Here is a 23,021-nt window from a genome sequence, read left to right as displayed (position 1 = left end):
GCCGAGGGGGTGGGCTTCGCGGTGGCGGGCTCGGAGGCGTCGGCCGTGGGCTTGGAGGAGCCGGTGGACGGCTTGGAGCCGGCGTCGGACGGCTTGGCGGCGGGGGTCTTGGGGGTGGCCGTCGACTGCGGCTTGTGCGGCTTGTCTGGCTTGTTGCGCTTGTGTGACGGTTCGGAGTCCTGGTGCTGGGTTGCGGCCGGCTTGGTCGACGGCGCCGCCGAGGGCTCGCCGCTCTGCTGGCTGCTCCACTCCCGGTACCAGTTCGCGTCGCCCCACCTGTCCTTGGCCGTGGTCGAGGCGGCGGTGCTCTGCGGCTCCCGCTCCTCGCTGCCGGGCCAGTCGGAACAGGCCAGGGCGACGGAGGGTATGCCTATGGCCCCCGCGACCAGTGCCGCGACGACCGGCCGCCGGTAGCGCTGCTGGTGGCGATGCTTTCCCATGCGTGACCTCACTCGGTGGCGACAACCTGAGGTTGGTCATTCTTGGGACGGGCCGACACGGGGGCAAAGGGCCCTTCTCCTATTGCGCTTAGTAGGCGGGCCGGGTACTTGCGGCGGACGGTCGGGCGTGCAGACCCCGTCCCGACCGGTGACCGGTGGCATGTGCCGCCTCGTCAGAAGACTGCCGCGCGCGACGAAGCGCGGACTCTCCCGCATGGTCTGGACCGCCACTCCCACCGGCCTGCGTCGCATCAGAGGCAAGCCGGACAAAGTCCTATTTGTCGCGGAGGTGATGTCTACTAAGGTGCCCGCAGAGATCGGCGAGCGGCGTGACGGATGTCACGGAACCATGCATTCCGGTTCAGTCCTGCCCGTTGGACAGGGCCGCCACGGCCTCCTTGGCCGCCTTGATGGCGCCCTTGTTGACGGTGTCCGAGGACGGCGCCTTCTTGGACTCGAAGTCGCTGCCGTTGTACGTGATCATCACCAGGGCGTTGGACGCGCGGACCAGCACGGTGCCCTCGCGCGTCTGCTGCTTGTCCTCGGTGGTCAGGTTCACCACGGAGTAGGCGCCGTCGCCGAGCCCCGGGACCTCGCCGCCCCCGCTGCGGTCGGCGATCCGCTCCTTGTACGACTTCTGCGCCGCCTCGTCGGACGCCATCACCTCGAAGGAGACGTCGAGCCAGCGGTAGTCGTATCCCTTGAGCGCGTTCCACGAACAGGTGCGGCGCACGGCCGAGTCGGTCGAGGGGATCTCCTTGCCGGCCGCCTTGGCACCCGGCACCAGCGAGGCGACCGTCTTCGTGGCCAGGCTCCCGCACGGCGCGGGGGCGGCGGCGTACGTCTTGGTCGCGGCCTCCGTGGCCGGCGCGGAGGCGGACCGCTCGGCGTTGTCGGGCGGCGTCTTGTCCTTCGCGGCCGGTGAGGTGTCCGGCCCGGACGACAGCGCCCAGCCCGCCGTGGCGAGCACGGCGACGGGCGCCAGACGCGCGGTCAGGGCGAGCGGCAGGGGAAGAGAACGCACGGCGCACTTCTCGTGGGGATGGTGCGGAGGGGGGTCCGCACTGCGGACGGGACGTCAGTCTCACACGACTCCCTGTGGGGCGGAAGCCCGAACTCGGTGCGTGGCCGGGCGGTGACGCAGACGGACCGACGCCGCCGGGGGCCGCGTTCGCGTCAGGGGCGGACCGCGGTCGCCAACCACACCCCGCCCGCATGCGGAAGCCGCTGCCGGTGGCGTACGGGCGCGGGGCCGCCTCCAGTTCGGCCAGGCGGCCGGCGTACGAGGGCCTGGTCGTCCTGCGCGTGGCGTTCGTCGACGACCAGGCGCTGCTGCGGGCCGGACTTCGCGCGCTCCCGCATCGAGGCGACCCGCCGCATCGCCGCCGTCCGCGTGGTCATCCTCGCCAACTACGGCCTGGACTAGTACGTGTTCGAGGCCGTGCGCGCGGGCGCGAGCGGCTTCCTGCTGAAGGACACGGAGCCGGCCGGCCTGCTCCAGGCCATCCAGGTGGTCGCGCGCGGCGAGGCATTGCCCCAACTCCTGTTTTTCGCATACGAGTCGGGCATGGTGACGGCCCGGGGCGGCACCCGTTGGCCCCGGGTCCCCGTCCGTCAGGGCACCCGCGCGGTCCACTGAGGGGAGGAGAACTTCGTCTCCGCCAGCTCCCGGGCCCGGGCCATCTCGTCGTCGGTCACCTTGCCGCGGCTCAGCCCGTACCGCGCGCCGAAGGAGGCGATCATCCGCCCGATCACGTCCTCGCGCGCCAGCCCGGTCTGCCGGCGCAACGGGTCCACCCGCTTCTTCGCGCTCCGGATGCCCTTGTCGGACATCTTCTCCCGCCCGATGCGCAGCACCTCCAGCATCTTGTCCGCGTCGATGTCGTAGGACATGGTCACGTGGTGCAGCACGCCGCCGGGACCGCCTCCGGGGCCGACGACGCGCTTCTGGGCGGCGCCGGCGATCTTGCCCTGGTCGGTGGCGATGTCGTTCAGCGGCTGGTACCAGGCGCGGATCCCCATCTCGCCCAGCGCCCCCAGCACCCAGTCGTCGAGGTAGGCGTAGCTGTCCTGGAAGGAGAGCCCCTGCACCAGCGCGTCCGGCACGGAGAGGGAGTACGTGATGGTGTTGCCGGGCTCGACGAACATGGCGCCGCCGCCGGAGATCCGGCGCACCACCTCGATGCCGTGGCGTGCGGCGCCCTCGGCGTCCACCTCGTTGCGCAGCGACTGGAAACTGCCGATGATCACCGCCGGGGCGCCCCACTCCCACACCCGCAAAGTCGGCGGGCGCCGGCCCGCGGCGACCTCGGCGGTCAGCACCTCGTCCAGCGCCATGTGCAGCGCCGGGGACTCGGGCCCCTCGTGGATCAGCTGCCAGTCGTAGTCCGTCCAGTCCGTGGCGTGCGCGAGCGCCCGGCGCACGGCGACCGCCACGCCCTCGGAGGTCAGCCCGTACATCACGGTGCCCTCGGGCAGCGCCGCCTCGATCCGCGCGGCGAGCCCCGCCGCTTCCGTGTCCACCGGTGCGCCCTCCAGCGCGCGGTTCACGGCCGTCAGGGCCTCGTCCGGTTCGAGGAAGAAGTCACCGGCCACCCGCACGTGCCGCAGCACGCCGCCGTCGGCCTCGACGTCCACCACGACCAGCTTGCCGCCGGGGATCTTGTATTCACCGTGCACCGTCGCGCCTCCGTTCCGCATCCGGGGCAACAGCCCGGCCGGCCGGTGTGTTCCCACCGCGTCCCGGGCCGCTCCGGAGCCCGGCCAGCCTGACCGCATGCGTGTCACCAGGGAACTGCCGACGCTCGCCGCCGGCGAGGTCGACGTCCCCTTCGTGATCAAGGGGTACGAGGAGGTCGTGGCCGCCGACACGGCCTGGAACGAGCACTCCCACCCGTGGCACGAGCTGCTGTGGAACGAGCGCGGCGCGTCCACCGCGGTGGTCGGCACCCAGGTGTGGTGCATCACGCCGGCGCTGGGGCTCTGGATGCCCGCCGGACAGCTGCACTCCGCGTCCGCGGTCGCGGGCACCTCCTACCGCGCCCACTTCTTCCGGCACGGCACCGAGGCGGCGCTGCCCGACGTGCCGGTGTCCGTGGACATCACCCCGCTGCTCCGGCTCCTCCTGGAGCGGCTGGAGGAACCCGGGCTGTCCCTGCGCTCCCGGGCCGTGACCGAGGCCATGGTCCTCGACGTCCTGCGGCCGTCACCGCGGGCCCTGCTGGTGCAGCTGCCCACGTCCGAGTTGCTGCGGCCGATCGTGGACGCGGTCCGCGCGGACCCCGCCCACCAGCGGACGCTCACCGGCTGGGCCACCGCCCTCGGGTGCGGCGCCCGCACCCTGACCCGGGCGTTCCGGACCGAGACCGGCACCAGCTTCGCCCGGTGGGTCGCCTCGGTGCGGGCCCAGCACGCCGTGCAGCTGCTCTCCCAGGGCTTCGAGGTGGACGTGGTGGCCGACGCGGTCGGCTACCGCTCGGCCAGTGCCTTCGGCGCCGCCTTCCGGCGGACCACCGGCACCACGCCGGGCAGGTTCCGGGCGGGCTGACGGCGCCGGGGAAAGCGCCGGGGGAGGCGCCGGGTGTCCCGATCGCTACAAGGACTGTCGCATCGGCCGCCACCACTCGACGGCGTCACAGGTCCGAGGCTCACCGAGCGGAGGGAACACACGGCGCCCTTCCTCCCACGAGAACCGCGAGTACCCGATCCCGGAGATCGCCGTCGACGAGAACGGCCTCGTCGACCCCGCCGACCCGTCGGCCATGGTGGGCAGCCTCGCCCGGACAACTCGGTTGCCTCTACGAGGGCTTCTGTCATTGCCCGAAGGGGCAGCGGAATTGCCCGGAGAATTTTTCAAGACGTTCACAGCCATTGATTTCCAGCTCCGGCCGCCCACTTGACGACTGGTAACGTCCCCGCCGTTCCACCCCCACAGAGCGAAGTACCCGATCTTTGGAATTCACTTTATGACTGGTACGCCAGACGAAACCCCCACGAACACTTTCTCCCCGGGCGGACGCCGCCGGCACCGCCGGGCGAGAGTCGGCCGGATCGGCGCGCGACGGGCCCTCGTGCTCGCGATGGCCGTGCCCGTGGCCTCCGCCACGCTGGCCGGAACCTCGGCCTTCGCCGCCGACGACAGCGCCGCGGCACCGCAGGGCATCGCGGTCGACGGCCTCGACGCCGACGACGCCCAGTTGGTCAGGAACCTCAACGAGCGGGTCGCCGACGAGCGCCTGGGCACGAACGTCAGCGGCGTGGTCCTCGACGCCGACTCGGACGCCGCCCTGTGGGACCACAACGGCTCCACCACCCTCATGCCGGCCTCCAACGCCAAGCTCGCCACGGCGACCACCGCACTGACCCTGCTGGGCGCGAACCACGAGTTCACCACGAAGGTCGTGTACGGCGACGGCACCCTCACCCTCGTCGGCGGCGGTGACCGCACCCTCACCGGCGACGACGTGGCCGAGATGGCCAGGACCGCAGTCGACGGGCTCAAGGCCGCGGGCCTGACCGGCGTCAAGGTCCGGGTGGACGACAGCCTGTTCGCCGAGCCCAGCCTCGCAAAGGGCTGGAACGAGGGCTACTACCCCACCGAGGTCGCGCCGGTCCGGTCGCTCGTCGTCGACGGCGCCGCGGTCGACGACACGGCGATCGACGCCGGCAAGGTCTTCGCCGAGAAGCTCGCCGCGCTGGGCGTCACCGTCGACGGCGAGGTCAGCCGCGCGAAGGCGCAGCAGTCCGACGTGCCGGTGGCGCAGCACAAGTCGGCACCGCTGTCGGAGATCGTCAAGAAGATGCTCAAGACGAGCGACAACAACATCGCCGAGACCCTGCTGCGGATGTCCGCGGTGGAACTGGGGAAGCCGGCCACCTTCGAGAGTGGCGCCGCACTCGTCCGCCAGGTGCTCAGCTCGTACGGGGTGTCGCTCGACAACTTCGAGATGTACGACGGCAGCGGCCTCTCCCGCGCCGACCGCATCCCCGCCGCGACCCTCGCACAGCTCCTCGACGCCATCACGGAGTCCCCGGCCCTGGGCTCGATCCTGGAGGGTCTGCCGGTCGCCGGCGAGGCCGGTGCCAGCCTCGGCCCGGAGTGGGGACGCTTCGACGACGCCAACTCCCAGTGCGCCGTCGGCAAGGTGCACGCGAAGACCGGCACACTCACCGGCGCCATCGCCCTGAGCGGTGTCACGCGTACCGATGACGGCGAGTGGCGGATCTTCTCCTTCATCGAGAACAACTCGTCGGCCGACCCGAGCGACATCAAGGACGCCATGGACGGCCTCGCCGCCACGGTGAACGGCTGCTGGGCCTGACACCCTGCACCTCACGCCCGCCCGCGCGTCGCCAGGCGGCGGCGCGCGGGCGGACACGTGCGGAGTTTCGGTGAAGAACCGAGCGGTCTCGGGAACCGGTGGCCACGCCCGGCGACGGTGCCGCGAGTGCAGCGGCACATGGCCCTTCGGGCAAGACCCCCGATGCCCACCACCCGGCCCTCACCGAGGTGGCGACAGGTCAGCCGTGGTACGTGATGTAGCCGTTGCCGTCCCTGTCGTTGGCCTTCTTCGTGTAGGCGTGGACGTCGGCACGGGCACCGGTGGGCTTGTAGAAGTAGATGGTGTCCTTGTCGTTGTTCCATATGAAATTGCAGTTCTGGCGGTAGACGACGTTGCCGGCGTCCGAGTCGGTGCCGCGTCCGCCGCGCAGGCTGACCAGGTCCCCGGGCTGAAGCGTGTGGCTGTTCCTGAAGGTGAAGGTGTTGCCGACGGCGTCCTTCACCTTGTAGCCCTTCAGGTTCACGGTCGTCGTCTTCGAGTAGTTCTTGATCGTCAGATACTCGTTCTTGGTGTTGCCGCCGGAGCACTTGTTGGAGTCCCGGCCCGGGGCGTCGTACTGGACACCCTTGATCTTCAGAGCCGAGGAGTACTCGGCGGCCTGCGCCGGGACGGCTGCGGCCAGGCCCAACGCGGTGACGGCCGTGGTGGCGGCGGCAGCGGTCAGGATGCGGCGGGTGCGCATGAGGAATCCCCCCTCAGTGGTGCGGATGGAGCCCCCGGAGCCTATCCAGAGTGAATTTAAGATGGTGTTCATGTGAGGAAATTGTGACCATCCGCGACTTCGGGTGAGCTGCCGAGCCGCTCAGCGGGCACGCGCTCGATGCGGGTCCAGCCCTTCCAGCCACGCTCCTGCAGGATCGCCAGCACCAGTTCGGCACCCGGCGCGGACGCCACCATGGCCGAGTCCATCAGGGCGACGAACTGGTCGTCGAGGCCGTCCTCGCCCACCTCGCCGGCCTCCACGGCGCGAATCATCAGTCGCTCCAGGATGTCCGCGATCTCGACGATCCGTGGATCGTCGGCCCGCCAGTCGGGCTCCCCGGTGAAGAAGGAGTAGAGCCTCACCATGTCGGGGTCGTCCAGCTCCTCGTGCTTCTTGGCGATCACGGAGTCGATCAGGTGCGGCACCTGCGCGGCGATCATGATCCAGGCGTCCCGTTCCAGCTCGATGTACCGCTCACCGACGCCGAGACCGCGCAGCCGGTCGAGGTACCCCACGACGCACTGCGGCAGCGCCGGCTGCTCCCCGGCGGCGAGCCGGGCGAGCCGGCCGCGGGTGCCCCGCAGCCGCCGGATCTCGGCACGCAGATCCTTGTCGATCTCCCGCACGCCACGGGCGAACTCCTCGGGACCGGCGTCGAGGAGTTCCTGCACCCTGGCCAGCGGCACGCCCGCGTCGGCCAGGGTGCGGATCCGGATCAGTCGCACGACCGCGGCGGCGTCGTAGGTGCGGTACCCGGACCGGTCGCGCTCGGGCTCGGGCAGCAGCCCGATCTTGTGGTAATGGCGTACCGCCCGGACCGTCACCCCGGCGTACGCGGCCAGCTGGCTGATGGTGAGCATGGGTCTCAGCCTGCCTCAGGCGATCTTCCGGCGGTAGGCGAGCACCGCGAAGACGTACGCCACGACGAGGATGCCCGCACACCACGCGAGCGTGATCCAGATGTCGTCGCCGACCGGCTGCCCGGCGAACAGGGCACGGACCGTGTCGACGATCGACGTCGCCGGCTGGTGCTCGGCGAACCAGCGCACCGGGCCGGGCATCGTGCCGGTCGGCACGAACGCCGAGCTGACGAACGGCAGGAAGATGAGCGGATAGGCGAACGCGCCCGCTCCCTCGACCGACGACGCGGAGAGCCCGGGGATCACGGCCAGCCAGGTCAGCGCCAGGGTGAACAGGAGCAGGATGCCGGCGACCGCGAGCCATGCGGACACTCCCGCCGCTGAGCGGAAGCCCATGAGCACGGCGACGCCCACGACGAGCACGAGCGCGACCAGGTTGGCCACCAGCGAGGTGACGACATGCGCCCACAGCACCCCCGACCGCGCGATCGGCATCGACTGGAACCGCTCGAAGATCCCGCTCTGCACGTCGGTGAACAACCGGTACGCGGTGTACGAGACGCCCGACGCGACGGTCATGAGCAGGATGCCGGGCAGCATGTAGTTCACGTACGGGACCGACCCGGTCTCAATGGCGCCGCCGAACACGTAGACGAACATCAGCATCATCGCGACCGGCGTGACGACGGTCGTGATGATGGTGTCCAGGCTGCGTGTGACGTGCCGCAGGGTCCGCCCCGTGAGCGCGGCGGTGTCACTCAGGAAGTGCGCGGTCATCGGTGCCCCTCGGGTGTCGTGCCGGCGGCGCGGCTCGTCTCTCCGCCGACGACCGCGAGGAAGATCTCCTCGAGGGTCGGCTGCTTCTCGACGTACTCGACCTGCGCGGGCGGGAAGAGCCGCTTGAGCTCGGCGAGGGTGCCGTTCACGATGATCCGGCCCTGGCGCAGGATCGCGATCCGGTCGGCCAGCTGTTCGGCCTCCTCCAGATACTGCGTGGTCAGCAGCACCGTCGTTCCGTTGCGGGCGAGTTCCCTGACCGCGTCCCACACCTCGATGCGCGCCTCGGGGTCCAGTCCGGCCGTCGGCTCGTCCAGGAAGATCACCGGCGAGTTCCCGACGAGACTCATCGCGATGTCCAGGCGGCGGCGCATCCCACCCGAGTACGTCGACACCCGCCGCGCCCCCGCCTCGGTCAGCGAGAAGCGCCTCAGCAGCTCGTCCGCGACCGCGCCCGGATCCTCGAGGTGGCGCAGCCTGGCGACGAGGACGAGGTTCTCCCGGCCGCTGAGGATCCCGTCGACGGCCGCGAACTGACCGGTGAGACTGAGGGACTCCCGCGTCCGGGCCGGCTGTGTGGCGACGTCGAACCCGTTGACGCTCGCCGTCCCCGCGTCGGCCTTCAAAAGCGTGGCGAGGATGCGCACGGTCGTGGTCTTGCCCGCCCCGTTGGAGCCGAGCAGGGCGAAGATGCTGCCCCGCGCCACGTCGAAGTCGACGCCGCGCAACACGTCGAGCTTCCCGTACGACTTCTCCAGCCCTCGCACACGGATCGCCGGACCGGCCATCGATGGGGCCGTCATGGTCATCTGCCTCCTTCGTCCTCCGTGGAGCCGTCTGCGTGAAGCCGTTCCAGGCGACCGCGAGCAAGCTCCTGCGGGAAGGATGGAGGGTTGACCCGGCGTCAAGGTCAACCCGGTTCACTTCCGGTCTTCCCAGGGGACTCCGCCTCGCCGTCGCCGGAGAACGATCGATAGCCTGCCGGCGGAGCGGGACGAGGAGAGCGTCACGCGGACAACGATGTGAGAGAGGCCCCGTGTTCACCACCCGACCCACCCTCCAGGGCACCTTCGGCATGGTGTCCTCCACCCACTGGCTGGCCTCGCAGTCGGCCATGGCCGTCCTCGAGGACGGGGGCAACGCCTACGACGCCGCCGTGGCCGGTGCCTTCGTGCTGCACGTCGTCGAGCCGCATCTCAACGGGCCCGCCGGGGAGGTGCCGATCCTGCTCGCGCCCGCGGGCGGCGAGGTGCGGGTGCTGTGCGGGCAGGGCGTCGCGCCAGCCGGGGCGACGGTCGCGCACTACAAGGGGCTCGGTCTGGACCTCGTACCCGGCACCGGCCCCCTGGCCGCCGCCGTGCCCGGAGCCTTCGACGCCTGGCTGCTCCTGCTGCGCGACCACGGCACCAAACCGCTGGCCGACGTGCTGAAGTACGCCATCGGCTACGCCGAGCACGGGCACGCCCCCGTGGAGCGCGTCGCGGAGACCGTCGAGACCGTACGGAACCTGTTCGAGACGGAGTGGACGACCTCGGCCGAGGTCTACCTGCCGGACGGCCGCCCGCCCCGCCCCGGCGAGCTGTTCCGCAACCCCGCCCTGGCCGCCACCTGGAAGCGGCTGCTCGCCGAAGCGGCCGGCGCGGGGGACCGGGAGGCGGAGATCGACGCCGCGCGGGAGGTCTGGCGCTCCGGGTTCATCGCCGAGGCCCTCGTACGACAGGCCGGCCGGCCCACCACGGACACCAGCGGCGAACGCCACACCGGCACGCTGACCGCCGCCGACCTCGCCGGCTGGTCCGCGCACTACGAGGCCCCCGCCACCTACGACTGGAACGGCTGGACCCTGTGCAAGGCCGGCCCGTGGAGCCAGGGTCCCGTCCTCCTCCAGCAGCTGGCACTGCTCCCGCCCGAACTGCCCGCGTACGGCTCCGCCGACTACGTCCACCTGCTGATCGAGGGCTGCAAACTGGCCATGGCGGACCGGGAGGCCTGGTACGGCGACGCCGACGGCGCGGAGCGGGTGCCGCTCGGCGACCTGCTCTCGGCCGGGTACAACGCCGAGCGGCGCGGCCTCGTCGGCGACAAGGCGTCCTTCGAACTGCGGCCCGGCGGTCCGGGCGGCCGCACCCCACGGCTCAGCGCCCACGCGCTGCTGGCGGCCGACGAGGCCGAGGGCTTCGACGCCCTGGGGGTCGGCGAGCCGACGGTCGCCAAGAGCCCGGCCTCCCCGGTGCCGGGCGAACCCGACGTCGCCGCCGACGGAGGCACCCGGGGCGACACCTGCCACCTCGACATCGTGGACCGCTGGGGCAACATGGTCTCGGCCACGCCCAGCGGCGGCTGGCTCCAGTCCAACCCCGTCGTGCCCGAACTGGGCTTCCCGCTCGGCACCCGGCTGCAGATGACCTGGCTGGAGGAGGGCCTGCCCAACTCGCTCACCCCCGGCCGCCGCCCCCGCACCACGCTCACGCCGTCCATCGCCCTGCGCGACGGCGTCCCCGTCATGGCCTTCGGCACCCCCGGCGGCGACCAGCAGGACCAGTGGCAGCTGCACTTCTTCCTGGCGGTCGCCCTGCGCGCGCGGATCCGCGGCGGCCTCGACCTGCAGGGCGCCGTCGACGCCCCGAACTGGCACAACGACGGCTTCCCCGGTTCCTTCTTCCCACGCGGCATGCGGGCCGGCAGCGTCACCGTCGAGTCCCGGATGCCGGCCGAGGTGGTGGCGGAGCTGCGGCACCGCGGGCACGACATGACGGTCGGCGACGCCTGGTCGGAGGGGCGGCTGTGCGCCGTCGCGCGGGACCCGGAGACGGGCGTGCTGTCGGCGGCGGCGAACCCGCGCGGCATGCAGGGGTACGCGGTCGGCCGGTGACCCCCGCACCTCGTGTTCGTGCCGATTCCACCCGGAGTACACCACCCGGGCGGGGATTGTCAGTGGGGCGTGCTCTCATGGAGCCATGATCGAGAACAACGAAACCATCGACGAGTTTCTCGCCCGGCACGCCGACGACGTGGAGGAGGCGGTCCGCAAGGCGGCCGCCCAGGAGATCATGCCGCGCTGGCGGCGGCTCGCGGCGGACGACGTCGACCAGAAGGCCGGCCCGCACGACCTGGTGACGGACGCCGACCGCAAGGCCGAGCTGTACCTCACCGACGCCCTCGCCGACCTGCTGCCCGGCTCGGTCGTCGTCGGCGAGGAGGCGGTCCACGCCAACCCCGCCTCCTACGAGGCGATACGGGGCGACGCACCGGTGTGGATCGTCGACCCGGTCGACGGAACCCGGCAGTTCGTCCGCGGCGAGCGGGGCTTCTGCACCCTGGTCGCGCTCGCCCGGCACGGAGTCGTGCACGCCTCCTGGACCTACGCCGCGGCCGACGACCGGCTCGCCACCGCCGTACGGGGCCGGGGCGCGTACCTGGACGGTGAGCGGCTGTACGCGGGCGTGCCCGAGCCCGGCCGAGACCTGCGCGTCGCCACCTCCCACCCGGACTACACGACGGACGAGCAGAAGCACGACCTGCTCGGCCTGCGCACACCGGGCGTCGCCCCGCGGGCCTGCGGCTCGGCCGGACTGGAGTACCTCGCCGTCGCCCGCGGCGAGTCCGACGCCACCGCCTTCTCGTGGGAGGCCGCCTGGGACCACGCGGCCGGACTGCTCCTGGTCGAGGAGGCGGGCGGCGTCCACCTGACCCGTACGGGCGTACCCTTCCGCATCACCGGTGGCAATGACCTGCCGTTCACCGCGGCCCGCGACGCGGCCACGGCCCGCCGGGTGGTGGGGCTGCTGTCCGGCGAAGCCTGATCTCGGTGCCGGGGCGCCGGGGCCCCGGCCCCCCGGCACCAGGGGCCCACGCTCGCCCCTCGCCCCTCGTCCCACCCGCGACCGCCGACCGTCGGACCCCGGGCATATCCTGATCCGGAGTTGCCATCGGCTGACGAAGGGGTCCGAAGGTGCCGTCGATGCTCGATGCGGTCGTAGTGGGTGCGGGGCCGAACGGGCTGACCGCTGCCGTGGAGCTGGCCCGCCGGGGTTTCTCGGTCGCCGTCTTCGAAGCCCAGGGCGCGGTGGGCGGCGGGGCGCGCACCGAGGAGCTGACGCTGCCGGGCTTCCGGCACGACCCGTGCTCCGCCGCGCACCCGCTCGGCATCAATTCACCGGCCTTCCGCGACCTGCCCCTGGAGCGGTACGGACTGGAGTGGCTGCACCCCGCGCTGCCCATGGCGCACCCCTTCCTCGACGGCTCCGCCGCCGTGCTGTCCCGGTCGGTCGGCGAGACCGCCGCCTCCTTCGGGGCGCGCGACGCGGGCACGTACCGCAGGCTGGTCGAGCGCTTCCTGCCCCGGTGGGACACCCTGGCCCGGGACTTCATGTCCCTGCCGCTGACCGCGCTGCCCCGCGACCCGGTCACCCTCGCCCGGTTCGGCCTGGTCGGGCTGCCGCCGTCGACGTGGCTGATGCGCCGCTTCCGCGACGAGCAGGCCAAGACCCTCTTCGCGGGCCTCGTCGCGCACGTGATGGCCCCGCTCGGCGGCTTCGCCACCGGCGCCATCGGCCTGGTCTTCGCCCTCGCCGCGCACGCCCGCGGCTGGCCCGTGGCCCGCGGCGGCTCCCAGGCCATCTCCGACGCCCTGGCAGGCCACCTCGAGGACCTCGGCGGCACCGTCCACACCGACTACGCGGTCAAGCGCCTCGACGACCTGCCGCCCGCCCGCGCCTACGTCTTCGACACCTCGCCCACCGCCCTCGCCCGCATCGCCGGCCTCGGCAACCACTACGCCGGCTACCGGTACGGTCCCGGCGTCTTCAAGATCGACTACGCGCTGGACGGGCCCGTGCCGTGGACCGCCGAGGCACCGCGCCGCGCGGGCACCGTGCAGATCGGCGCCGACAGCGCGGAGATCGGCGCCGCGCTGAACGCGGCCTCCCGCGCGGGCCGCGCGCCCGACGCGCCGTTCCTCATCACCGTGCAGCCCAGCGTCGCCGACCCCACCCGCGCCCCGGCCGGCAAGCACGTCTTCTGGGCGTACGGCCACGTCCCCAACGGCTGGACCGGCGACCTGACCGACGCGATAGAACGCCAACTGGAGCGCTTCGCCCCCGGCTTCCGCGACCGCGTCCTCGCCCGCGCCACCGCCGGCCCACCCGAACTGGCCGCCCGCAACGCCAACTACGTAGGCGGCGACATCGCCTCCGGTGCGGTCTCCGGCCTCCAGCTCCTGCTCCGCCCCAAGCCCTCCCTGTTCCCGTACACCACCCCGCACCCCGCCGTCTTCATCTGCTCGTCGGCCACCCCGCCCGGCCCGGGTGTGCACGGCATGTCGGGGCACAACGCGGCCAAGGCGGTGTGGCGCAGGCTGCGCCAGACCTGACCACGGACGCGGCCGGTTGGCGCGGACCGCGCCACACCCGACCACGCAGGAACCGCCGACGGCCGGGAGGGGCCCATGACCACCATCACACTCGTCCAGGGCGACATCACCCGCCAAAGCGCCGACGCCATCGTCAACGCGGCCAACTCCTCCCTGCTCGGCGGAGGCGGCGTCGACGGCGCCATCCACCGGCGCGGCGGCCCCGCGATCCTCGCGGAGTGCCGCAGCCTCCGCGCCGGTCACCTCGGCAAGGGCCTCCCCACCGGCCGCGCGGTCGCCACCACCGCCGGCGACCTGGACGCGCGCTGGGTCATCCACACGGTCGGCCCGGTGTACCGGGCCTCGGGCAGCGATCCGTCGCTGCTGGCCTCCTGCTACACCGAGTCCTTGCGCGTCGCCGACGAGATCGGGGCGCGGACGGTCGCCTTCCCGGCGATCTCCGCCGGTGCGTACGGCTGGCCGCTCGACGACGCGGCCCGCATCGCCTGGGAGACCGTACGGGGAGCCGAAACGGCCGTTGAGGAGGTCAGGTTCGTCCTCTTCGACGACCGGGCCTACGCGGCGTTCGCGGCGCATGCCGGCTGACCGGCGGGCCGCTGGACCGTGCCACACCCCCGGCCCCGCGCCCGCACCGGCCGCTGCGCAGCACCGGGCCCCGCCGGGCCGAAGCCCGGCGGGGCCTGGAAGAGCCCGCCCTCGAACGACCGACAACGCCATGTCGCGGTTCTCAGGGGGACTCATGTCATACGGCCGCAGCCTTTACCGCGCCGAGTAACCGAAGTAGTCGCCGTTGGCCGGGAGTCCGCCCTTGCCCGGCTGGTACGTCGTCGCGGGCATGCTCGTACCGCCCGGCACGGCGTTCGGGAACGGCAGGACGTGCAGGGCTCCGGTGGCGGCGGGCCCGTAGGGCATGCCGGCGTAGAGGTTCCGCGGCGTGAAGTGGATGCTCGTGCCCAGCTTGTTGCCCGCACCCGGGGATCCGGGGATGCCGTCGCCGTCGCCGGCCTCGATCCACAGGTCGTTGGCGCCTGCCGAACCCATCAGCGAGAAGGTGTGGATGGCGCCGGCGTCGGTGACGCCCGCGAGATCCTCACCGGGGGTGCCCACGGCGATCTTCAGGGTTGCGGCCGAACCGACCTCCCGGGGAGCGGTGTTGACCGCGCTGAGGGACGAGCCCGTGTAGTCGCCCGCCTCGATCGTGCCGGAGCGGTCGTCGGTCGCGGAGCCCTGGTTGAGCGCGTGCAGGTAGTCCCAGGCCCCGTCGGCCTTGAGGTGCACGAGGATGACGTTGCCCGCACCGGCCTGCTGCGCGGCGCCGGTCTCGGCGGCCAGGGCCTCGCCGGGCGCGCCGATGGCGAGGATCGAGTCGGTGGCCGTGGCCGCGCCGGACGGGCGGTAGGCGACCATCGAGAGGGCCTGACCGAACTTGTCACCGGCCTCGGCGCCGGCGTTGATCTTCTCGTTGTCCTGGTCCATGCCCGCGACCACCGAGGGCCGTCCGTCGGCGTTCAGCCTGTGGCTGAGCACGGCCAGGTTGCCGGCGTTCGCGTCGCCGCCGATGGCGTCACCGGGAGCACCGATGGCGATGAAGTTGGCATCGCCGGTGACGGACGTGCCGAAGGCGTCGTTGGCCTCGGCCGCGCCGGGGACGTCCGCGGTGTCCTGGTTGATGCTGACGTTGGTGTCGCCGTGCACGTAGAAGGCAGCGCCCGCCTTGGCGAGCGAACCGAGCGCCTCGCCCGGCGCGCCGATCAGGATCCACGGCTTGCCTTCGGCGGTGGTTCCCGCATCGAGGGCGGCACCCATCCGGTCGCCGGTCTCGGGCGTGGAGGCGCCGATGGAGCCGTTGCCGGAGCCCTGTTCGAAGTGGCGGGCGGCCGGGCCGCTGCCGAGGCCGTTCTTGCCCCCGAAGAGGATGTCGACGAAGCCGGCGTCGACCCCGTTGCCGACGTTCTCCTCGGATGCGGAGACGACTAGGTCGGTGTAGCCGTCCTCGTTGTAGTCGACGGTCGCGAGGTGGTTGCCGAAGTGGTCCCCGGCCTCGGCGCCGCCGGGCACCCAGTCGAGGTCCTGGGTGATCTCGGCGTTGCCCTTGCCGCCACCGTGGACGACACGGACGAGACCCGCGGTGGTCTCCGCGCCGACGGTGGCCATCGGGTCGCCGACGGCGATGTCCTCGATGGCGTCGCCGTTGAAGTCGACGATGCGGGTGCCACCGGCCTTCGCCTTGATCCAGGAGGCGAGGTCGTCGACGCGCGCGATGACGCCCGCGGTGGAGGTCTGGGTCTCGTCGGTGCCGAGGCAGCCGCCCTGGAAGGACTGGCTGTTGAGGCCGACGAGCTTGCCGCCGGAGACGACCGGACCGCCGGTGTCCCCCATGCAGGCGGCCGCGCCGTTCTGGCCGGTGACGCCCGCGGAGGTGGCCGCGGTGGAGTCGAGGGTGTAGGTCCCGGTGTGCAGTTCCAGCGGGGCCCAAACGGTCTTCGTGCGTCCGTATCCGGCGAAGGTCAGCTCCGCACCGGCCGCGGGCGCGGCGGTGGCGAGCTGGGCCGGGGTGACGTTGGTGACGGGCCGGCTGAGGCGGGCCAGGACCACGTCGCGGTCCGTGCGCGGCACGATCTCGACGACGCGGCGCTCGGCACCCTGCGTGCCGGAGAGGCCGATGACGGCGGTGGTCGGCTTGGCGGGGGCGCCGGCCGGGACGGCGAGCGAGGCGGCCGGGTTCTCGGCGAAGCAGCTGGCCGCGGTGAGCAGCCATTCGGCGTCGACGAGGACGGCGGAGCAGCCGCGGTCGTGGGCACCGATGGTGATCTGTGCGGTGTAGGCGTGGGTGGTGTCCGAGCCGGCGACCGGCGTGCCACCGGTGATGGCGACGGCGGGTGCCGTGCTCAGCGCGAGCGACCCGGCGGCCAGGACCGCGCCGAGCGCGGCCAGCCGGGGACGTCTGATGGAAGACATACGAGTGGATTCCTCAATCACAGGGTGAAGCCGACTAGTTGGTGACACGGATCTCGACCAGGACGTGCTCGCGGCCGTCGACGGACTCGCCGACGCCCTTCCACGTGTCCGCGGGGATGTCGTACTCGACCTGGTCGTCCTCGGCGGTCATCTCCAGGTGGGTGTTGGCGGAGTCATCCGTCTTCACCCCGTGCACCGAGGGCAGTTCGAGGGTCAGGAAGCCCTCGTCGGCGGTGACCTTGAAGCAGACGTCCGCGTGGTCGCGCGCGAGGAACTGCAGGAGGTTGCCCCCGCCGGCGCAGTCGGCGAGCACGATGTGGCCGTCACCGCGCTTCAGGACGATGTTCTGCTCGGCCAGGATTTTGTCGGCGTTCGGGTAGTTGTAGTCCTCGACGGCGTAGCCGGGCGCGGCCTCGGCGACAGTCTCGGTGGAGGGCCCGGCGGTGGCACCCGCGCCGCCCTGGGCGAGCACGGCCCATGCCACGGCGCCGGCGGCGGCCGCGGCACCCAGAACGCGCACGAATGCGCTGCGTGTCTTCATCACAGTCCTTGAAACTCGACTTTCTTGGGGTTGCGGTCCCTTATCGAAGCGGGCGCTCGGTGAGCCCGTCCCATTCCTAAGGGTTGTAGTGATCGTCATGACGACTTCGTGGAGGCGTGCGATGCGGCCCGACGAGAGGCGTACCTGTACAGGGGGTAAGGGTGCGAAAAAAGATTCCGCGTCCTTACCGCCCTGTCCTGTCAGGCCACTCAGTTCGCCTTGTTGAACTCCTGCGTGACCGGCCCGTCCGGATCGGACTGGAAATACAGCGTGTCCTGATCGTCCACGTAGAGCTGAATTCCGCCGGTCGTGCCGAGCCCGCCGTCCTCGACCCCCAGGTACACGAAAGCACCCGAAGACTGCGGATCCTCGTAATCCCAGCTGCCGCTGAAATCGACCGGATCCGCGCCCTCGCTCGTCGTCACACCGGTGGCCGAGAACGTGCCCTCCGCCGAGAGGTCGATCTGCCCGCCCTCGTCGCTGCGGTACACACCGGGCAGCTTCTCCGGGTCGACCGCCCCCGAGCATCCGGAGACGAGCACCGCGGAAGCGGCGACAAGGGCGAGGAGCCACCTTCCACTTGCCCTCTTGCGTGTCATGGGCCCAGCGTGACGTCGAACTCGATCACCTGGGTCTTGGGCGACATCGGCCCCTCGTCACCGACGACCTTGTCGACGAACGCGCCCACGGTGTCGCTCCACCAGTCCGTGTACCCGATGACCGGTGGGTGCGTCGCCGACTCGATGTCCGATTCGTTGTACGCGGTGTAGCGCCAGGTGACCGATCCGTCCGCGTTCTCCCGGATGGGGGTCATACGGACCTGGTGCGAGCCCAGGAACGTGTACGCGAGGTTGCCGGTGAGCCCGGCCGTGGTGAGCGTGCCGTAGTCCGTGAGGTATTTGCCGGCGCCGTCGAAGCCGCTGAGCTTGTAGTCGTACATGTAGGTGTGGCCCATCTCGAACTTCCCGGTCCGCTGCCACTCCCTGAGGAAGTACTCGAGCACCCCCTTGGTGTGTGCGTGCTCGCGGTAGATGCCGGTGAACTCGTCGTTCGGGCCAAAACACTGCGACCTGGGGCCGCTGCCGGTGAGCCAGCTCCACCCCAGCTCCCACGGGTTGGTGCTGTTGCTGTGCTCGATCGGGTCGCCGAACGGCGTCAGACAGCTCTCGGCGCCGTCGGGAAGCCCGGTCTCGCCGTCGATCGGCACCTTCGCGTTGTCGAGCGCGTTCTGGATCGCCTGCCGGATCGCGGCCTGGATGACCAGGATCCGCGCCTCGGTGGCGGCGGCGGCCGCCTCGGCGAAGGACTTGCCCGCCGCGATCTCCGCCTGCCGGGCCTTCGTCGCGGAGGCCTGTGCGTCAGCGGCGTATGCCGCGGCGACCGAGGCGGAGCGCACGGCCCGGTTGGCCGCGTCCCGCGCCACGCTGCTCGCCTTGCGGGCCGCGGCGGCCGCGTTCGCCGCGGTCTGCGCGGACTGGGCGGCGGCGGCCGCGGAGGCCTCGGCGTCCTCCGCGTTCTTGCGGGCCTCCTCCGCGGATGCCTTGGCGTCGGCCGCCCAGCCCTTCGCCTTGTCGGCCCACTCGGTGGCCTCCTTGGCGGCCTGCCGGGCGATGGCCGCTGCCTCGGAGGCGCGTGCCGCGTCCTCGAGCGCGTCCTGCGCGACCTTGGCGGCCCGTGCGATCGCCGCACGGATCGCGCTGATGTGCGTGGCGTGATCGTGGTCGATGCGCGCGAACTCGTGCTGCGTGGTACCGATGAACTGGCGCAGCATGTGCGTGTCGCCTTCGAGGGCGACCTTCGCCGCGGCCTGTACGTACGGGCCGCCGCTCGCCAGGAGCGTGGTGGCCGCCACCCTGTCGTCCTCGTGGACGGCCGCGGCGCGCTCCACGTGCAGGAAGGTGTGCAGCGCCTCGGCGGAGCCGTCCTCCAGGGCGGCCTCGGCGGCACGCCGTACGGCGGTACCGGTGGAGGAGTCCGCGAGGAGCGTGGTGATCTCGACCTCGTTGTCGTCCCTGGCCGCCTCGACCGCGCCCTTCTCCAGGAAGGTCCTGATGGTGGCGGCGTCCTGGGTCTGCAGCGCCGCCGCGGCGGCCTCGGCCACGTTCTGCGTGGAGATCGCGGCGGTGGCCGCGGCGTTCTCCGCGTTGTCCTGCTGGAGCGCGATGACCCGGTCGGCCTCGATCCAGCGCAGGACGTCCTCGTCCGAGCCGGCGAGCGCGAACTCGGCGGCCTCGCGGGTCCACGTACCGGACCGGTCGAGCAGACGGACGGCGGCCTGCCGTCCCTTGTCCACGGCCTCCCCCGTCCGGCCGTCCCCGAGCGCCGCCTCCATCGCGGTGATCAGCGCGAGCAGTTCCTCGGAGAGCCGCGCTTCCTGTGTGCGCTCCCGGTTGGCGCGCTCCAGACGGTCGGTCTCCTGGCTCCGCTGCTGCTTGGCGACCTCGATCGCTTCCGCGGTCTCCTCGTTCAGCCGGTCGATCTCGGCCTCACGGGCCTCCTTCTCGACCTCCCGCGCCTCGGTGACGGCGTCGTACGCCTTGTTCGCCGCTTCGACGGCGGCGTTCGCGGCGGCGGTGGAGCGGTTGGCGTAGTCCACGGCCTGGCCGGCGTGCCGGGCCGCTTCCTCGGCGGCGTCGGCCGCCTTCTCCGCGTGGTCGGCCGCGCTGTCGGCGGCGGCGGACGCGGACCGCGCGGCGGCGGCCGACCTGCGGGACAGGGCCGAGGCCCGGCTCGCGGCCGCCGTGGCACGGCCGGCGGCGGCCTCCGCGATGGCGGCCTGGCGCTGCGCTTCGGCGGCCTCCGACCGCGCGGCACCGGCGGACACGGCGGCGTCGGCCGAAGCGCGCGCCGCGGCGGCGGAGTTGACCGCGGCACCGGCGGCGGCGTTGCCCGCGGCCTCGGCCGCGTCGGAGGCGAAGGCCGCGAGCTTGGCCTTCGCGGCCACGGTGCGCACCCAGTCGACCATGATCCGCGCGGCCTTCGCCGCCTGGTTGGCGGACTCCGCCATGTTCGCGTTCTTGGAGGCGCTGATCGCGGCGCGGTAGGCGCGCGACGCGGCGCGCCCCGCGGCGGCGGCGGCTGCCGCGGCGGCGTTCGCGGCGGCCACGGAACGACGGGCCGCGGCCTGCGCGGTACGCGAGGCGGACACCGCGGTCGAGGCGGCGGCCGCGGCACCCTGGGCGGCTCGCGCCGCCTTGTTGGCGGCCTTGGCCGAGCGCTGCACGTCCTGCTCGGCGGCCTGCGCCTCGGCCTTCGCCTCCAGCGCGGCCGCCTTGGCCTTCTCGGCGGCCTGGACCGCCTGCTCGGACAGCTCGACCGCCTCGTCGGTCTTGCGCTCGGCGCGCCGCCCCTCGGACTCCACGATCTTGACGAGCTGCTGGATCTCCGCCGACTCCTCGTCCCGCGCCCGGGCGATGTACTGCCCCGTCGTCAGGAACCACTGGATCGCCCGCGGCGACCCGTCGTCGAGCGCCCGCTCCGCGTACTCCCGCACCTGCGGCGAGGCCGTCACGAGGATGGAGGTCACCTGGACGCGCTGGTCCTCGTCGTGTGCGTCGTACTGCCCGGTGCTGAGGAAGTCCCGCAGCGCGAAGTCCGTACCGGTCGCCAGTGCCTTGGCGGACTCACGCTTCACGGCCTTGCCGCCATGTGCGTTGACCGTGGTCACGGCCACTTCGAGGTCCTCGTGCACCGCCGACTCGAAGCCGCCCCGGAGGTAGGCGGCGACCGCGGCGTCCCCGCCGGTCAGCGCCTGCCCGATCCCGGCACGCGTCGCCTTGCCCGCGCTGACCAGGGCCGTGGTGAGCGTGAACCGGTTGTCCTCGGCCGTGGCCGCCGGCAGCCTCTCACCGAGGAACGTGGCCACGTCCTCCGCGCTGCCCACGAGCGCCGCCGCCGCGGCCGTGCGTACCGCACGGCTGCCGGTCCGGTAGGCCTGAACTACCTTGCCGCGGTCGGTATCGGGCAGCGGTGCGACGCCGTCGTCCCCCGCCGTGTCCGCCGCGTACGCGGGCCGGGACCCGAACATCCCCAGGGGCACGGCGGTGCCTGCCGCGATACCGCCGAAAATGGCCAGTGACTGGCGTCTGCTGAATATTCGTGGTGATGGTGACATCACGACTCCCTTCACGTGACGAGGGGAAATCGCGCCGCCCCCCTGCGGTCCAAGCGCTCTATCGAAGCCTGGGCCCGGGGGACTCGTCCAATGCAGAAAACGGTCGGAATTCGGGTAATCCTCGAGTGTCCGCGGTGATGTGTGTCACGGCCGGAAACGGTTGTAGCGATCTTGATAACGAATTGATGGAGAGTCCCCATTCGCTGGTCGGCCGGCGAACCGGACACGCCGACAACGTTTCCATACGTGGGTGAACAAGGGATCCTTGTTCACCAACTCGCTTTGTGACGCGACGACTTGACGCTAAAACAGGTCCTGCGACGTTCGCCGGCCGCGTGAGCGATGCCGGGCAGGCGTGCACGAGGCGTTCACGACGTGATGCGGCCGACCGGTTTCCCCAGCGACACCCCCGCCGTCAACGCCAACGCCACCAGCCCTCCGCTCACCCACAGCGGCCCGGCCGCTCCGGCCGGGGTGTGGAGGGTCGTCGCGGCGATGACGGGCCCCGCGGCGGCGCCCGTGTTGAGGGCCGAAGTCGCGTACGAGCCGGCCATGGTGGGGGCACCTGAGGCCGCGTAGAGGACCCGCGTGATCAGCGTGCTGCCCACCGCGAAGGACAGGGCGCCCTGCGTGAAGACCAGCAGGAGCAGGGCGGTGGGCCGGTTCGCCAGGACCGCCATGGCAGGCCAGCCGAGGAGCAGCGGCGGGCCGCAGGCGGCGACGACCGCGCCGGGGCGCCGGTCGGACAGGTGGCCGGCGACGGTGACCCCGGTGAGGGAGCCGGCTCCGAAGAGGACCAGGGCCACCGTGACCCACAGTTCGCCCAGCCCCGCGGTGTCGGTCACGAGCGGCGCGAGGAAGGTGAGGCTCGCGAAGGTCGCCGCGTTCACCAGCGCGCCGAGCAGCATGACCACCAGCAGCCGGGCGTTCCTCAGTTGGGCGAGTTCCTGGCGGAGGGGCGGGCCGCCGGCGGAGTCCCGGGCGCCGGGGCGGGGCGGGACGCCGGTGAGGATGCCGACGGCCGCGGGCAGGCACAGGGCGGCGACCGCCCAGAACGTGGCCCGCCAGTCTTGCAGCGTGCCCAGCAGCGATCCACCGGGGACACCGGCGATCGTGGCCACCGTGGTGCCCGACAGCAGGACGGCGAGCGCGCGGCCCTTGCGGTCCGGCGGGACCAGTGCCGCGGCGGTCGTCAGGGCCACGGCGAGGAATCCGGCGTTCGCGAGTGCCGCCGCGACCCTCGTCGTGAAGAGAACGGCGAAGCTCGCAGTGACGGCGCCCGCGACGTGGGACGCCAGGAAGACCAGGACGCAGGCGAGCAGGGTCGCCCGTGCGGGCAGGTTGCGGGCAAGGACCGCCATGAGCGGTGCCCCGACGACCATGCCGACCGCGAAGGCCGAGGTGAGGGTGGACGCGGTGCCGACGCTCACGTCGAGGTCGGCGGCGATGTCCGGCAGGAGGCCGGCCAGCATGAATTCCGAGGTGCCCATGGCGAAGACGGCCACGGCGAGCAGGTACAGGGGGAGAGGCATCGAGTGGCTCCGGGGTGAGGAGAGGAACGAGGAATCGTCTCGTCACCGCGGCCGGCCCCCGACCCGAAGACGCACCCGTCGGAAGACCACCTGTCGGACCGCGAAGGCGGTTCGACTGCGGGGGTGGGCTACCACGGGGCTGTGAACTGCGGACTAGTGGTTCAGGGGACCGACGGCGTGACCGAAGGCCCCCACCCTGTCCGATTCGGGGCTCGACATGGCCCGCACGCTACCCGACCGCTCCCCGCACGGGCATCCGGTTTCCTCGCGGGGCGTCCCGGTTTCCGTACAGGGGCCCGGGTGCTCCCCCCCCCGGGCCCCTGAAGGGAAACGGGGGCGCCCCGCGAGGAAACCGGATGCCCGTGCGGGGAGCGGTCGGGTAG

17 protein-coding genes and 2 pseudogenes are annotated in these 23,021 nt (G+C 72.1%); 7 read left to right on the top strand and 12 right to left on the bottom strand.

The window, feature by feature from the left end; translation table 11 throughout:
• A pseudogene (locus DMH12_RS39160) lies at positions 1-440 on the bottom strand (CAP domain-containing protein); the annotation flags it as partial.
• 361 nt (positions 441-801) lie between these two features.
• A complete protein-coding gene (locus DMH12_RS24410) occupies positions 802-1,464 on the bottom strand; it encodes a hypothetical protein (RefSeq protein WP_125493612.1) in 663 nt (220 codons plus the stop codon).
• Positions 1,465-1,745: 281 nt separating this feature from the next.
• Between DMH12_RS24410 and DMH12_RS24405 the strand changes: the two are divergent.
• Positions 1,746-1,974 (top strand): annotated as a pseudogene (locus DMH12_RS24405) (DNA-binding response regulator); the annotation flags it as partial.
• An 80-nt stretch (positions 1,975-2,054) separates the two neighbouring features.
• Here DMH12_RS24405 and DMH12_RS24400 read toward each other — a convergent pair.
• Entirely contained in the window at positions 2,055-3,119 is a 1,065-nt protein-coding gene (locus tag DMH12_RS24400; protein WP_125493611.1) for a biotin/lipoate A/B protein ligase family protein, read from the bottom strand.
• Positions 3,120-3,216: 97 nt separating this feature from the next.
• On the opposite strand from DMH12_RS24400, the gene DMH12_RS24395 reads away from it, so the two are divergent.
• Positions 3,217-3,987, top strand: coding sequence for an AraC family transcriptional regulator (locus DMH12_RS24395; RefSeq protein ID WP_125493610.1), 771 nt, complete (start codon positions 3,217-3,219; stop codon positions 3,985-3,987).
• 418 nt (positions 3,988-4,405) lie between these two features.
• Complete coding sequence (gene dacB, locus DMH12_RS24390) at positions 4,406-5,761, top strand: D-alanyl-D-alanine carboxypeptidase/D-alanyl-D-alanine-endopeptidase (RefSeq protein WP_125493609.1); 1,356 nt, start codon at positions 4,406-4,408, stop codon at positions 5,759-5,761.
• 199 nt (positions 5,762-5,960) lie between these two features.
• Here the strand turns inward: dacB and DMH12_RS24385 are convergent, their stop codons facing one another.
• The 4 genes from DMH12_RS24385 to DMH12_RS24370 all read right to left on the bottom strand — a co-directional run bounded on the left by DMH12_RS24385 (position 5,961) and on the right by DMH12_RS24370 (position 8,925).
• Positions 5,961-6,464, bottom strand: a complete 504-nt coding sequence (locus DMH12_RS24385) for a lamin tail domain-containing protein (protein WP_125493608.1) — start codon at positions 6,462-6,464, stop codon at positions 5,961-5,963.
• Positions 6,465-6,532: 68 nt separating this feature from the next.
• On the bottom strand, positions 6,533-7,345 hold the full coding sequence (locus DMH12_RS24380; protein WP_125493607.1) for a MerR family transcriptional regulator: 813 nt from the start codon (positions 7,343-7,345) through the stop codon (positions 6,533-6,535).
• A 15-nt stretch (positions 7,346-7,360) separates the two neighbouring features.
• Positions 7,361-8,122, bottom strand: a complete 762-nt coding sequence (locus tag DMH12_RS24375; RefSeq protein WP_125493606.1) for an ABC transporter permease — start codon at positions 8,120-8,122, stop codon at positions 7,361-7,363.
• Positions 8,119-8,925, bottom strand: coding sequence for an ABC transporter ATP-binding protein (locus tag DMH12_RS24370; protein ID WP_125493605.1), 807 nt, complete (start codon positions 8,923-8,925; stop codon positions 8,119-8,121). The genes DMH12_RS24375 and DMH12_RS24370 overlap by 4 nt, the downstream gene beginning before the upstream one ends.
• Positions 8,926-9,158: 233 nt before the next feature.
• Between DMH12_RS24370 and DMH12_RS24365 the strand changes: the two genes are divergently transcribed.
• The 4 genes from DMH12_RS24365 (at position 9,159) to DMH12_RS24350 (ending at position 14,078) form a co-directional block, all read left to right on the top strand.
• Positions 9,159-10,994 carry a gamma-glutamyltransferase family protein gene (locus tag DMH12_RS24365; protein ID WP_125493604.1) on the top strand — a complete coding sequence of 612 codons (1,836 nt, stop codon included), beginning with the start codon at positions 9,159-9,161 and terminating at the stop codon, positions 10,992-10,994.
• A gap of 85 nt (positions 10,995-11,079) precedes the next feature.
• Positions 11,080-11,925: an inositol monophosphatase family protein gene (locus DMH12_RS24360; protein WP_125493603.1), complete on the top strand. Its 846-nt coding sequence runs from the start codon at positions 11,080-11,082 to the stop codon at positions 11,923-11,925.
• Between the two features lie 158 nt (positions 11,926-12,083).
• Positions 12,084-13,493, top strand: coding sequence for an NAD(P)/FAD-dependent oxidoreductase (locus tag DMH12_RS24355; protein ID WP_125493602.1), 1,410 nt, complete (start codon positions 12,084-12,086; stop codon positions 13,491-13,493).
• A 75-nt stretch (positions 13,494-13,568) separates the two neighbouring features.
• Positions 13,569-14,078, top strand: coding sequence for an O-acetyl-ADP-ribose deacetylase (locus tag DMH12_RS24350; RefSeq protein ID WP_125493601.1), 510 nt, complete (start codon positions 13,569-13,571; stop codon positions 14,076-14,078).
• 174 nt (positions 14,079-14,252) lie between these two features.
• Here DMH12_RS24350 and DMH12_RS24345 read toward each other — a convergent pair whose 3' ends face one another.
• The 5 genes from DMH12_RS24345 to DMH12_RS24325 all read right to left on the bottom strand — a co-directional run bounded on the left by DMH12_RS24345 (position 14,253) and on the right by DMH12_RS24325 (position 22,638).
• On the bottom strand, positions 14,253-16,451 hold the full coding sequence (locus DMH12_RS24345) for a trypsin-like serine protease (RefSeq protein ID WP_125493600.1): 2,199 nt from the start codon (positions 16,449-16,451) through the stop codon (positions 14,253-14,255).
• A gap of 34 nt (positions 16,452-16,485) precedes the next feature.
• Positions 16,486-16,992, bottom strand: coding sequence for a hypothetical protein (locus DMH12_RS24340; protein ID WP_125493599.1), 507 nt, complete (start codon positions 16,990-16,992; stop codon positions 16,486-16,488).
• 209 nt (positions 16,993-17,201) lie between these two features.
• Entirely contained in the window at positions 17,202-17,591 is a 390-nt protein-coding gene (locus DMH12_RS24335) for a hypothetical protein (protein WP_125493598.1), read from the bottom strand.
• Complete coding sequence (locus DMH12_RS24330; RefSeq protein WP_260474330.1) at positions 17,588-21,106, bottom strand: ALF repeat-containing protein; 3,519 nt, start codon at positions 21,104-21,106, stop codon at positions 17,588-17,590. The genes DMH12_RS24335 and DMH12_RS24330 overlap by 4 nt, the downstream gene beginning before the upstream one ends.
• 368 nt (positions 21,107-21,474) lie before the next feature.
• On the bottom strand, positions 21,475-22,638 hold the full coding sequence (locus DMH12_RS24325) for a Cmx/CmrA family chloramphenicol efflux MFS transporter (RefSeq protein WP_125493597.1): 1,164 nt from the start codon (positions 22,636-22,638) through the stop codon (positions 21,475-21,477).
• Between the last annotated feature and the right edge of the window lie 383 nt (positions 22,639-23,021).

It is taken from the genome of Streptomyces sp. WAC 04229, from assembly GCF_003947455.1.
Classification (GTDB): domain Bacteria; phylum Actinomycetota; class Actinomycetes; order Streptomycetales; family Streptomycetaceae; genus Streptomyces.
This window is presented reverse-complemented; position numbering and strand designations above follow the sequence as displayed.